We start from the raw sequence: 12,131 nt of genomic DNA on the forward strand, positions 1-12,131 counted from the left end.
TGCAGATCAGCCACCCCGCACTGTCGCGCAGTCGCCGCCTTTATCCGGAAAAAGCGCGCGCCATGACACTGCCCAATCGTCGCGCAAACTCGGACGGGTCGGCTGGGATTTCTCCTTCGAGGATGCGCGCCTGATCCAGCAGCAAATGTGCGGCGTCTTTCAGCAGGTCATCCGCACTGGCTGCGTCTGAGGCGCTACGCTCTGCCAGCGTTGTGATCAGCGCATGGCCGGGGTTGAGTTCAAGCACACGCGGCATACCTTGCGCGAGTTGCCCGTGGCGCTTGAGCAGGCGTTCCAGATTGACGTCCATATCGCCATCGTCGGCGATCAGGCAAACCGGGCTGTCGGTCAGACGTTTCGAGGGGCGCACATCCTTGACCTCTTCGCCAAGCTCCACCTTTATCGCAGCGATGAGTGCGGAAAGGTCAGCCTCGTCTGCCTTGTCCTCTTTTTCTTTCTGTTCGTCGGTTTCAACCTGATCCAGATCCGCGGCACCCCGCGTGATGGATTTTAGCGGCTTTCCATCATGTTCGGTGATGTGCTGCAGCCAGAATTCGTCCACGTGGTCTGACAAAAGCAGCACTTCGACGCCCTTGGCTTTGAACCCTTCCAGATGCGGCGACTTGGCCAGTTTGGCAGCGTCCTCGCCCGCGATGTAGAATATCGCCTCTTGGCCTGTCTTCATGCGCGACACGTATTCGCTCAGGCTGGTCAGACCGTCCGCGCCGCTCGAGGCGAAACGGCAAACGTCGAGAATGCGATCACGCAAAGCGGCATCTTCGACCAGACCCTCCTTGAGCACAGCACCAAAATTGCCCCAGAAGGTAGCATACTCATCCGGCGCTTTGGTCGCCTTTTTCTTGAGTTCACTCAAAACCTTCTTGGAAATCGATGTCTTGATCTTGGCAAGCTGCGGGTCGGTCTGCAGCATCTCGCGCGACACGTTCAGCGACAAATCCTGACTGTCCACCACGCCGCGCAAAAAGCGCAAGTAGGCAGGCATCAGGTCTGTCGTGGTGTCCGTGATATAGACGCGGTTCACATACAACTTCACGTGGCTTTTGCGTTCGGGTTCAAAAAGATCAAAGGGTTGCACCGATGGCACGAAAAGCAAACTCGTGTGATTGAGCGTGCCTTCGACCTTGTTGTGGATCACGTGCCAAGGCGCGTCATAGGCATGGGAGGCGTGGCGATAGAACTCTGTGTACTGCGTCTTTGTGATCTCCTTGGCCGGGCGCGTCCACAGCGCCTCGGCCGCGTTCAGGGTGTCATCGCCAAGTTTGATTGGAAAGCTGACATGCTCCGAATAGGTCTTGATGATGTGACGGATGCGCGCCTGGTCTGCGAATTCCTTGGCATCCTTTTTCAGGTGCAAAGTGACGGTGGTTCCGTTTGTGTCCCGTTCGGCAGGGGCAATCGTGAAGGCGCCCTTTCCGTCTGACTGCCAAAGCCACGCCTCGGTCTCGCCCGCCTTGCGCGTCAGCACATCCACTTGCGCGGCCACCATAAACGCCGAATAAAAGCCGACACCAAACTGACCGATCAAGCCGACTTGGTCTTTTTCATCCGCCTTGATCGCTTCGATAAATGCGCTGGTTCCGGACTTGGCGATAGTGCCCAGGGTTTCCAGAAGATCGGCGTGATTCATGCCAATCCCGTTGTCGGATATCGACAGCGTCTTGGCCTTTGAATTGATATCAAGGCTGATCTCGAAACTCTGCGACGGCGTAAGGCTGGCATCGGTCAGGGCCGCATAACGCAGCTTGTCACAGGCATCCGATGCGTTCGACACAAGCTCACGCAGAAACACCTCGCGGTTGGAGTACAGCGATCCTGCCACGATCTCCAACAGTTGACCGACTTCCGTCTGGAAGGAAAACGTTTCTTTCTCAAGAGTATCCGTCATGACGCTCACCTCATGTTTTGAAACCGATGCGCTGATTTAGGACGCCGCATCGCGGGATTCAACTCTTTGGTCTTTTGCCCGGAGCCTTCCGCATAGAGTACCACCTTGTCAGGGTTGAATTCGAGATTTCGCGGTCAGAGGGCACCACGACTGGTGATTGAGCAATTGCTAGGGGACTACTCGGGAACCGAAATGCTTTGCCGGGTCGGCGCAATCGCCTCGACGTCAAAGCTGACCTGACTGGTCAATCGCTTCAGTGCAATCTCTGCTGCACATTTGGCGAGCGCAGGCGCCATCATGATCCCATAGCCCCCCTGAGCGGCAAGCCAGAGGAAGTTTGGAACGTCGCTGTCAAAGCCCACAACCGGGGCCTCATCCGCCACGAAACTGCGCAAGCCAGCCCAAGAATGCGAAATCCGGCGCACCGGGATCAGCGTTTCGGTTTCGATCCAATGGGCAAGATGCGCGATGTCGAGTTCTTCGGGCCGCACGTCTTGCGCTGTGGTTGGTGTCGCGTCACCGGGCGAGGCCATCAGCTTGCCCGCATCGGGTTTGATATAGGCGCCGGAAGCTGCAAAATCGACGGCGGGGCTGGCGGCGAGGTTCAGCCCGTCCGGCGCGTCGATGATGATGCCCGTGCGGCGCATAGGCACCAAACCGATGCGCTGTGCCCCGGCGAGGATTCCGATCTCTTCTGCCCAGGCCCCTGCTGCGTTGATGATGGTTTTCGCGCGGTAGGTTTGCTGTTTGGTCTTGACCTCCCAGACCCCTGCCTGGTGCACCAGACTAATCACGGCCTCTCCAGTCGTGATGGTGCCGCCACGCTGTCGGATGCCTTTGAGATACCCCTGATGCATGCCAGAGACGTTGATATCCATTACATTCGCCTCGTACACCGCGCCAAAGATCCGGTCCGGCCTGAGGTAAGGGGCCATGGCCAGCGCCTCTTGCGTCGTGATCTCAACCACGTCTTCGTCGGTTTCAGACAGGGCCAGAAGGGCGGGAAGCTGATCGACGCTGTCCGCATCGGCCACGGTCAATGCGCCGCGCGGGGTCAGAAGGGGCGTCTCGCAAAAACCGTCCGGGGGTGACGCAAAAAAGGGCGCGCTGGCGGCGTTGATCTGGCGCACGACAGCGCCGCCGTAGTTCCGGGTAAAAGCGCAGCGGATCGGCCTGTGCTGTGATAGCCAGGCGACGTCTCGGCCTCCAGAACAAGAACCGAGCCTGCATCGGCCAGCTCATAGGCCACTGACGCACCGGAAATGCCCCCCCGATCACGAGAAAATCATAGATCATGTTGATTGGGCCTTTTCCTGTGCGCACCGCCTTCGCGACGGGCCGATGCACTACAGGGCGCTTAATATCTCCGATTTGCAAGAAAAACTAATTTTATTGACTCTGTGTAAGTTTTCTTTCTTACTTGCCTCAACTGACCGGGAATCTTTCATGTCCAAGCCCTTGCGCGATCGCCTGACAGAGGCGCTGCAAACCGCCTCCAAGGCGGATCGTGCGCTTGCCAATTACATGCTGTCGGACATGGGCACCCTGCCCTTTGAGACGGCGGCGAGCCTTGCTGCCAAGGTCGAGGTCAGCGAACCGACCGTGGGCCGGTTTTGCCGCTCCATCGGCTATGACGGGTTCAAGGACCTCAAGAAAAACCTCAAGAACGATATGGGCGATCAGCCGTGGCTGATCGGTGACCGGCTGCGCGATCTGCAGGATCGCACCAGGGCCGGAGAGGATCAGCTGACGCGCGGGCTTGAGCTGGAAATGGCTGCACTCGTCGCCGTCTACGAGGCCGCACACACACCGGACTGGCAGCGCGCCGTGACACGATTGGCCACAGCCAAACAAGTGTTTGCCGCAGGTTTTCAGACCGAACGCGGCATGGCGCAGATCTTTGTCAATCAATTGCAATACATTCGCGAAGGTGTGCACCTGATGGATCTGGCCAGCGGCAACTTTGCCGAGCTGTTGGCGATGGACGGTGATGACGCGGCCCTCGTGATCTTCGAAGCGCGCCGCTATTCACGCCACGCCCAGATGCTGGCCGAAGACGCCAAGGCCGCAGGCATCCCGGTCACACTGATTACCGACCCCTATTGCGATTGGGGCCACACCGTATCGGACGAGATGTTCGTGGTGCCCACGGCGGTCAACCTGTTCTGGGAATCGACTGCGCAGATGGCCAGCCTGGCCAATCTGCTGGTCAACGGCGTGTTCCTCGAACTTGGCCCCGAGGTCGAGGCCCGAATGAACAAATTCGCCCAACTTTACGGACGCTTCACCGGCCATGTCGGCGACGCTGCCCATCCGCGCGCGGAGGGCCGCCGCACCACCTAAGTCTGCAAAAACATAAAAAATTAGGGAAATCTGCCATGCGATATTCGACCAAGACCCAACTTATGACAGGATCGGCTATCGTAGCAGCCAGTCTTTTGCTGTCGTCCAATGCGATGGCGCAGGACGTGACAATCGCGTTTTCTGCCAGTGAACTGGGCGCGACCGCCTACAATCCGGTAGCGGCAAGCAACCTCAACACCGCCACATCGCTGATCTATGACCGGTTGGTGGAACAGGATGCCGATCAATCCTATCACCCGCATCTGGCGACATCGTGGGAAGAAACGCCCGATGGCATGGCCTGGACCTTTAGCCTGCTCGAAGGCGTCACGTTCCATGATGACACACCGTTCAACGCGGAAGCCGTCCAGACCTGGATCGCAAGCTACGCGGGCACCGAAAACGAATATCTGGTAGAGGCCATTGGATCAGTCGACGTCATCGACGATCTGACCGTGCGCTTTAACATGGATCGCCCCGAGCCGAACCTGCTTTACAACCTCGCCAGCGCGTTCATGGGCATCCCTTCCCCCATGGCCTATGCCGCATTGGGCGAGGATTTTGGCGTGACATCGGCGGTGGGCACCGGGCCATATGAGTTGCAGAGCTTTGAAATCGGGCTCGAAACCGTTCTTGTGCGCAACGAGGATTACACCTGGGGTTCCGATCTGTCTGAAAACACCGGCCCCGGCCATATAGAGACGTTCACCTTCCGCGAGATTCCCGACCAGTCAACGGCCTTTCTGGAACTGCGCACGGGCGGTATTGACCTGCTGTTGGGCGTGCCAACCGATTTCCTGAAAATCCTGGAGGCCGAGGCGAATATCGAGGTGATCCAGATGCCCGGCACCGGGATCAGCTATATGCCGATCAACGTAACCGCGCCGCCTTTTGACGATATTCTCGTGCGTCAGGCCACTGGTATGGCAATCGATCAGGATTCCATTGTGGCGGCAGTGTATGGCGGTGTCGGAGCGCCTGCGCGCAACTTCCTGATCTCTTCCCTGCCGGAGGCTGATGTCGATCCATCGCTCAACGTCATGTATGACCCGGCCCGCGCGGGCGAACTGCTTGACGAAGCGGGCTGGATGCTGGGCGATGATGGCGTGCGCAGCAAGGATGGCGAGCGCCTGTCGGTTGACCTTTTCACCGCCAACAGCACCGAGTTCACCCGGCTGACACAAGTTGTGCAGGCGCAATTGTCCGAGATCGGGATGGAGGCGACCATCACCGTCTTTGACAGCTCGACCATCCGCGACGAATACCGCCGCAATGCGCACCAGCTTGCGGTGCGGGCCTATGACTGGAACAACTCGGACATCCTCGACTGGTTCTTCAGTGGCAATCGTCTGGGCTATCCCAATGTGTCGATGTGGGAAGACGCGGAAGGCCAGCGCCTGAACGACGTGGCGATGACCGAAAGCGCGACTGCGGCCGAGCGGATCGCGAACTTCACCGCCTATCACGAATACGTTCTGAGCCAGCACCTCTTTGTGCCGATCTACCAGCCGACCCAGAACATCGCGTTCAATGCCGAAGCGATCAGCGTGCCCGATCCTGTGCGCGGCTCTCGGTTCCGCGGGCAGTCCTTCATGGACATTCAAGTCGCCGAATAAGCCTCTGAACTCTAGAAGAAAGGTGGCACCGGGATGATCCTCAGATACACGTTCCAACGTTTGCTGATGCTGATCCCGGTGTCATTCTCGATCTCGGTGGTGATCTTCATGATCGTCTACCTGCTGCCGGGTGATCCCATCGACAACCTGTTGCGGGTGGGCTCATCCGAAGAGGATCGGGCCGAATTGGTGGCGCGCTACGGGCTCGACCGGAATCTGATCGTCCAGTACTTTGTCTGGATCGGCAACATGTTCCAGGGCGAATTCGGCCAGGCCATCGTGCTGCGCCGCCCGGTCGCCGATCTGGTGGCACAGAACCTGCCCTACAGCCTGACCCTTGGCGGGCTCGCCTTCCTCTTTTCCTCAACCGTCGGCATGGCCCTTGGCACGATTTCCGCAATCGTACGCCACCCGGTGCTGGATCGGCTGATGCGCGGTTTCATCCTTCTGGGATCGACCGTGCCCGGCTTTTGGCTCGCACTTTTGCTGATCCTGTTCTTCTCCGTCAATCTGGGCTGGTTCCCGGTGTCCGGCGCAGGCGGGTGGAAATCCCTTGTGCTTCCTGTGCTGACCATCGGTTTTGGCGGCGTGGCACTGGTCGCACGCGTCACGCGGGTCGCCCTGCTGGATGCACAGCGAGAAGACTTCGTGATGCTGCTCCATGCCAAAGGGCTTGCGTCCAGTACTATCCTGTTCCGTCACCTGATGCCCCACGCCCTTTTGCCCGTGGTCACGATTCTGGCCCTGCGGATCGGCTGGATCCTGGGCGGGGCCGTCACAGTCGAATTTGTCTTTGGCCGTCCGGGCCTTGGCTCACTGCTGATCCGCGCGCTTGGCCAACGCGACTACCCGGTTGTGCAGGCCTGTTTGCTGATGCTGGCGCTGGCCGTCATGCTTGGCACGCTCATCGGTGATGTGGCTCAAGCCTCCATGGATCCCCGTATTCGAGAGAAGAAATCATGAGAGTTCCAACAATGGCCAGCCGTTCGCTGGATGCCTTTGCGCGGATGAGTATCGGGCGTGCCTTTGCCTCGGGGATCGGTATGATTGCGGGGGGTTTCCTGGTCGTGCTGGTACTGGTGGCGATCTTTGCACCGTGGATTGCGCCCTTCGATTATGCCGCGCAGAACCTGATGAACGCGAATGCCGCGCCGGGCTGGCCGCATCTGCTGGGCACCGACGAATTCGGGCGCGACGTGCTGTCCCGGGTCATCTACGGCGCACGCACGTCCCTGTCGGTCAGCGCCACAGCCATCGCGATTTCGATGGCTGCAGGCATGACCCTTGGCGCGGCAGCGGGCTATTTCGGAGGTTTCTTTGAACGCGCGGTGATGACGGTGGTGGACCTCACCTGGTCTTTTCCGGACATCCTGATCGCGCTCATTTTTGTGGCTATTATCGGCCCGGGCCTGACGTCGACCACCTTTGCGATCGCCATCGCCTATCTGGCACAGTTCACCCGCCTGACCCGCGCCCAGATCGTGCGCCTGAAACGCGAGACGTTCATCGAGGCGACAATCAACCTTGGTGCAAAACCCTCCCACATCCTGCTCAAACACCTGATGCCCAATGCCATCGCGCCGGTGATCGTGGTCGGTATGCTGGCCATTGGCGACGGCATCGTGCTGGAGGCGACGCTTGGCTTCTTCGGCCTCGGCGCGCAGCCGCCCACCCCAAGCTGGGGCGCGATGATGTCGTCAGGCACGGCGCAGCTGTTCCTCAGCCCGTGGGTCATCATCTTTCCGGGCGTAGCTGTCGCAGTCACCGTCATTGCTGTGAACCTCTTCGGAGACGAGCTGATCCGTGCGCTCGACATCCGCGACCGGCTGAGGGGGGCATGAGCATGCTCAGCGTCCGCGATCTGGGTGTGGCCTTTGGCGCTGTGCAACCGCTTTCGGGGGTCAGCTTTGACGTGGGCAAGGGCGAGACGCTGGGGATCGTGGGCGAGAGCGGGTCTGGCAAATCACTGACGGCGATGAGCGTGATGGGCCTTCTGCCGCTCAGCGGTGGGCGCATCACCGGCGGCACAGTCGAGTTCGACGGACAGGACCTGACAAAGCTGCCAGAACGCGCCTATCGCAAACTTCGTGGCGGGCGGATCGGGCTGATTACGCAGAACCCGATGACATCGCTCGACCCGCTGAAAAAAATCGGCCCGCAGGTGGATGACGTCGCCAAGCTGCATCTTGGCCTCGACGCAACAAAGGCGCGTGCCCGGACCGAAGAAATCCTCGGCACGCTCCGCATCCCTGAACCCGCGCTGATCTGCGACCGCTATCCCCACCAGATGTCGGGCGGCATGAAACAGCGGATCGTCATCGCCATGGCGCTGGCCGCCGACCCCGACGTATTGATTGCGGATGAGCCGACGACGGCGCTGGATGTGACAGTGCAGGCGCAGATCATCCGCCTGCTCGACGATCTGGTCAAAGAACGCGATCTGGCGCTGGTGCTGATCACCCATGACATGAGCGTCGTGGCCCAGACCTGCGACAAGGTGGTGGTCATGTATGCCGGGCGCGCGGTGGAACACGGGCCGGTCGAGGAAATCTTTGACCGCCCGCGCCACCCCTACACCCAGGCGTTGATCGCCTGCATCCCGCGCGGGCTGGATGAGGCCACACGCCTGACCGGCATCGAAGGGACGGTGCCCACGGTCGTGAACTACCCCGATGGCTGCCCGTTCCATCCGCGCTGTCCACGGGCCGAGGCGATCTGCGCCACCGATCCGCCGGATTTCTCGGTGCATGGCGACAGTGCTGCCGCCTGCCATTTTGCGGAGGTTGCCCATGCCGAACCTGCTTGAAGTCCGCGACCTGTCCAAACGCTTCACCTCTGCAGGCGGCCCGTTCCGCAAGGCGCGCTCCATGCACGCAGTCAACGGTGTCTCATTCGATCTGCCCGAGGGCCGGGTGATCGGCGTTGTGGGGGAGTCCGGGTGCGGAAAGTCCACGCTCGCCCGCCTAATCCTGCGCCTGATCGAACCCTCAGGCGGCGCGGTAAACTTCGACGGTGACGACCTGCTGGCGAAATCGCCGTCTCAGATGCGCAAGTTGCGCGCCCGGATGCAGATGGTGTTTCAGGACCCCTACTCCGCCATCGATCCGCGCTACACCCTGACGCGCGCCGTATCAGAACCGTTTGAAGTGCAGAATGTGACGCCGGACAAACCCATGGCCGAGGAAGTGGCCGAGTTGTTGGGGATGGTCGGGCTGAACCCCGGCCTTGCCACCAGCTACCCGCATCAGATTTCGGGCGGGCAGAAACAGCGCGTTGGTATCGCGCGGGCCCTGGCCTTGCGACCATCGCTGCTGGTGCTGGATGAACCCACCGCCTCGCTTGATGTTTCCGTACAGGCACAGATCATCGGCCTGTTGGAAGACCTACGCACGGATCTTGGCCTGACCTACCTGTTCATCTCTCATGACCTCAGCCTCGTGAAATATTTCTGCGACGAGATCCTCGTGATGTATCTCGGCCGCGTGGTCGAGGCCCTGCCCGACACCGCCGCACCGGCGCGGCACCCTTACACAAGAACCCTGATGGAAAGCACGTTCGAACCGGACCCGAAAAAGCGTCGCCTGATTGCGCCGCTGGAGGGCGAAGTTCCAAGCCCGTTCGACCTGCCACCCGGTTGCGCTTTTGCAGACCGCTGCCCCAACGCAAGCGCGCTGTGCCGAACGCAAACGCCCGCGTTGTCTTCCGAGACGGGCCACGCCGTCGCCTGCCACCACCCGATCTGACCAAGAAGGACAAAGACTTGGGGTTCAACATACTTTCCGCCGAAATCTCTCACGAAACCAACACGTTCAACATACGCCCCACTGACCTGCAAGCCTTTCGGGACCGCTACCTGCTGGATGGGCCTGCGGCCATTGGCGCGAAGGGTGACAAGAACACCGAACTGGCCGGGCTGCTGGATGTGGGCCGTGCCTATGACTGGGATGTCATCCATGTGATCAGCGCCGCCGCAGGACCGGGCGGGCGTGTGACGCGGGAGGCGTTTGAAACACTGCTCGTCCCGCTGCTCGACGCTGCCGCGCGCGGAGGATGGGACGGTGTCTTTCTTATCCTGCACGGCGCGATGGTGAGCGCAGATCACGACGACGGAGAAGGGGAAATCCTGCGCCGTCTGCGGGCCGTTGTCGGCCCGGACCTGCCTGTGGCCGTTACCCTTGATCCCCATGCCAATGTCACCACCGCAATGTGTGATCTGGCGCAAATCCTCGTGTCGTTTACGACCTATCCGCATGTGGATGTCCGCGCCACGGGTCGTCGCACGGCGGAACTACTCCACAGGACTATGACAGGCGACATCCGCCCGCGCACCCTGCGCACCCACCGGCCCATGCTGGAAGAGGCCAATGGTGGGCGCACCGATATTGGGCCGATGATCGACCGGCACGCCATGGCCCGTGCTTTCGAGGCGCGCAAAGGCGTCTATGCGATCAGCATCAATGGCGCGTTTCCCTGCGCCGATGTCGCCGAGGTCGGGCCCACCGTCCTGATCGTCGGTGAGGGCCCGGACGCGCCCTTGGTCGCCATGGCCGATGAATTGGCCGACGACATCTGGGCGCGCCGCAATGAGGTTCTGAACCACTATCTGACCGCGACGGAAGCCGGTGAAATCGCCCTGTCCTGGCGACCCGGCAGTGGCCCCTTGGTGATCGCCGATTATGCCGACAATCCAGGATCGGGCGCTTATGGGGACGCCCCCGCGCTGTTGGACGCACTTCTGAAGGCAGGTGTTCAGGATGCCTGTTTCGGCCCGCTGATCGACGCAGAGGCCGCGACCACGTTGCAAGATGCAGCGCTTGGCGAGGACGTGACCCTTGCCATCGGCGGCAAGACCGCGCCCGAATTTGGCGGCGGGCCACTGACGGTCACCGGCACCGTGATGTGGCGCGGCGAAGGGCGCGTTGTCGGCGACGGCCCGATCCTTGGCGGACAAGAACGCAGTTTCGGGCCAACCGCAGTGCTGCGCGTGGCGGGCATCGACGTGCTGATCGTCTCCATCGCGCACCAGATGCTTGATTTGCAACAATTCCGCACTTTCGGGATCGACCCTGCGTCGAAATCCGTTGTTGCCTTGAAATCCATGCAGCATTTCCGCGCCGCCTTTGCGCCGAGTGCCGGGCGGATCATCGTCTGTGACACCGGGGCTTTGTGCACAACGCGGTACGACTTGTTGCCCTATCGGAACGTGCCCAGGCCTATCTTTCCGCTGGACGCTCACACCGAGGTCCGAGCGGAGCAAATGTCGGATTGAGAACCGGGCAGAGGGTTGGAAATCATCACGGACGATGCAGATGCCGAACGGTGTTGCCGGCCAAAGGCCATCACCCGGCATCGCAATGTTGATACGCGCTGCGCCCTTTCAGCCTGACCAGGCCAAATGCCCCTATTCCGGCGCGGCCAACACATGTGAGGTCTGCACGCCAAGGCCAGTGATCCCAAGTGTCACGACCTCACCACCCCGCAGATACCGTGGCGGCGACTGCCCCATGCCAACGCCGGGCGGTGTGCCGGTCGAGATGATGTCGCCTGACTGCAGGCTCATGAACCTGCTGCAATAAGAGACAAGATGCGGCACCTTGTAGATCAGTGTGGCGGTCGAGCCGGACTGCATCCGCTCGCCATCCACGTCCAGCCACATGTCCAGATCATCGACATCCGCGATCTCGTCCCGTGTGACCAGCCACGGGCCCGTGGGACCGAACGTGTCGCAGCCCTTGCCCTTGTCCCACGTCCCCGCGCGATCCAGCTGGAATTCCCGCTCGGAGACATCGTTGATGACACAAAAACCCGCGACATGGCCCATCGCGTCAGCCTCGTCGATATAGACCCCCGGTTCCCCAATCACGACGCCCAGTTCAACTTCCCAATCCGTCTTGAGCGAATTGCGCGGGATCTGGATCGGATCGTTCGGGCCGACAACAGCCGAAGTCCACTTGTTGAAAATCACAGGCTCCGGCGGGACGGGCATGTTCGCCTCTTCGGCGTGATCGGCGTAGTTGAGGCCGATGCAGATGAACTTGCCGATCCCACCGACGCAGGGCCCAAGGCGCAGATCCTGTTGCGGGACACCATCGACCAGTGGCAGCGCGTCGACATCCGCGTCGCGCAAACCATCAAGGCCAGAGGCGCGCAGCGTGTCACCCCCGATGTCGGCCACAAGTCCAGAAAGGTCGCGCACCCGGCCCGATCCATCAATCACGCCCGGTTTTTCGGCTCCCGGTGTGCCGTACCGTACAAGTTTCATACGC

Annotated in this window: 11 protein-coding genes; 7 read left to right on the forward strand and 4 right to left on the reverse strand. The window is 60.8% G+C overall.

Annotated features, from left to right (window positions below):
• Positions 1–40: 40 nt before the first annotated feature.
• From htpG to ACERZ8_RS18220, 3 genes are all read right to left on the reverse strand, one after another.
• Positions 41–1,906 carry a molecular chaperone HtpG gene (gene htpG / locus ACERZ8_RS18210; protein WP_407593573.1) on the reverse strand — a complete coding sequence of 622 codons (1,866 nt, stop codon included), beginning with the start codon at positions 1,904–1,906 and terminating at the stop codon, positions 41–43.
• Positions 1,907–2,082: 176 nt separating this feature from the next.
• Positions 2,083–3,036 carry an NAD(P)/FAD-dependent oxidoreductase gene (locus ACERZ8_RS18215; RefSeq protein ID WP_407593574.1) on the reverse strand — a complete coding sequence of 318 codons (954 nt, stop codon included), beginning with the start codon at positions 3,034–3,036 and terminating at the stop codon, positions 2,083–2,085.
• A complete protein-coding gene (locus ACERZ8_RS18220; protein WP_407594312.1) occupies positions 2,961–3,170 on the reverse strand; it encodes an FAD-dependent oxidoreductase in 210 nt (69 codons plus the stop codon). Before ACERZ8_RS18220 ends, ACERZ8_RS18215 begins: the two co-directional genes overlap by 76 nt.
• A 182-nt stretch (positions 3,171–3,352) precedes the next feature.
• Here ACERZ8_RS18220 and ACERZ8_RS18225 point away from each other — a divergent pair, with 182 nt between their 5' ends.
• Genes ACERZ8_RS18225 through ACERZ8_RS18255 form a run of 7 tightly spaced genes read left to right on the forward strand, consistent with a single transcriptional unit; the run spans position 3,353 to position 11,134 of the window.
• The gene (locus ACERZ8_RS18225; protein WP_407593575.1) at positions 3,353–4,249 is read left to right on the forward strand and encodes a MurR/RpiR family transcriptional regulator; all 897 of its coding nucleotides are present in this window, start codon (positions 3,353–3,355) and stop codon (positions 4,247–4,249) included.
• 35 nt (positions 4,250–4,284) lie between these two features.
• Positions 4,285–5,865 carry an ABC transporter substrate-binding protein gene (locus tag ACERZ8_RS18230; RefSeq protein WP_407593576.1) on the forward strand — a complete coding sequence of 527 codons (1,581 nt, stop codon included), beginning with the start codon at positions 4,285–4,287 and terminating at the stop codon, positions 5,863–5,865.
• Positions 5,866–5,898: 33 nt separating this feature from the next.
• Entirely contained in the window at positions 5,899–6,828 is a 930-nt protein-coding gene (locus ACERZ8_RS18235) for an ABC transporter permease (RefSeq protein WP_407593577.1), read from the forward strand.
• Positions 6,825–7,706, forward strand: coding sequence for an ABC transporter permease (locus ACERZ8_RS18240; protein WP_407593578.1), 882 nt, complete (start codon positions 6,825–6,827; stop codon positions 7,704–7,706). Before ACERZ8_RS18235 ends, ACERZ8_RS18240 begins: the two co-directional genes overlap by 4 nt.
• Entirely contained in the window at positions 7,703–8,671 is a 969-nt protein-coding gene (locus ACERZ8_RS18245; RefSeq protein ID WP_407593579.1) for an ABC transporter ATP-binding protein, read from the forward strand. The genes ACERZ8_RS18240 and ACERZ8_RS18245 overlap by 4 nt, the downstream gene beginning before the upstream one ends.
• Positions 8,655–9,608, forward strand: coding sequence for an ABC transporter ATP-binding protein (locus ACERZ8_RS18250; RefSeq protein WP_407593581.1), 954 nt, complete (start codon positions 8,655–8,657; stop codon positions 9,606–9,608). The genes ACERZ8_RS18245 and ACERZ8_RS18250 overlap by 17 nt, the downstream gene beginning before the upstream one ends.
• Before the next feature lie 17 nt (positions 9,609–9,625).
• Positions 9,626–11,134 carry a M81 family metallopeptidase gene (locus ACERZ8_RS18255; protein WP_407593582.1) on the forward strand — a complete coding sequence of 503 codons (1,509 nt, stop codon included), beginning with the start codon at positions 9,626–9,628 and terminating at the stop codon, positions 11,132–11,134.
• 132 nt (positions 11,135–11,266) lie between these two features.
• Here ACERZ8_RS18255 and ACERZ8_RS18260 read toward each other — a convergent pair whose 3' ends face one another.
• Positions 11,267–12,127: a fumarylacetoacetate hydrolase family protein gene (locus tag ACERZ8_RS18260; RefSeq protein WP_407593583.1), complete on the reverse strand. Its 861-nt coding sequence runs from the start codon at positions 12,125–12,127 to the stop codon at positions 11,267–11,269.
• Positions 12,128–12,131: the final 4 nt, after the last annotated feature.

The sequence above is a fragment of the Tateyamaria armeniaca genome, assembly GCF_045797845.1.
In the GTDB taxonomy this organism is placed as follows: domain Bacteria; phylum Pseudomonadota; class Alphaproteobacteria; order Rhodobacterales; family Rhodobacteraceae; genus Tateyamaria; species Tateyamaria armeniaca.

Coding starts and splice junctions, on each gene's coding strand:
- htpG (WP_407593573.1), bottom strand. CDS start 1,906: ATGACGGATACTCTTGAGAAAGAAACGTTTTCCTTCCAGACGGAAGTC.
- ACERZ8_RS18225 (WP_407593575.1), top strand. CDS start 3,353: ATGTCCAAGCCCTTGCGCGATCGCCTGACAGAGGCGCTGCAAACCGCC.
- ACERZ8_RS18230 (WP_407593576.1), top strand. CDS start 4,285: ATGCGATATTCGACCAAGACCCAACTTATGACAGGATCGGCTATCGTA.
- ACERZ8_RS18235 (WP_407593577.1), top strand. CDS start 5,899: ATGATCCTCAGATACACGTTCCAACGTTTGCTGATGCTGATCCCGGTG.
- ACERZ8_RS18240 (WP_407593578.1), top strand. CDS start 6,825: ATGAGAGTTCCAACAATGGCCAGCCGTTCGCTGGATGCCTTTGCGCGG.
- ACERZ8_RS18245 (WP_407593579.1), top strand. CDS start 7,703: ATGAGCATGCTCAGCGTCCGCGATCTGGGTGTGGCCTTTGGCGCTGTG.
- ACERZ8_RS18250 (WP_407593581.1), top strand. CDS start 8,655: ATGCCGAACCTGCTTGAAGTCCGCGACCTGTCCAAACGCTTCACCTCT.
- ACERZ8_RS18260 (WP_407593583.1), bottom strand. CDS start 12,127: ATGAAACTTGTACGGTACGGCACACCGGGAGCCGAAAAACCGGGCGTG.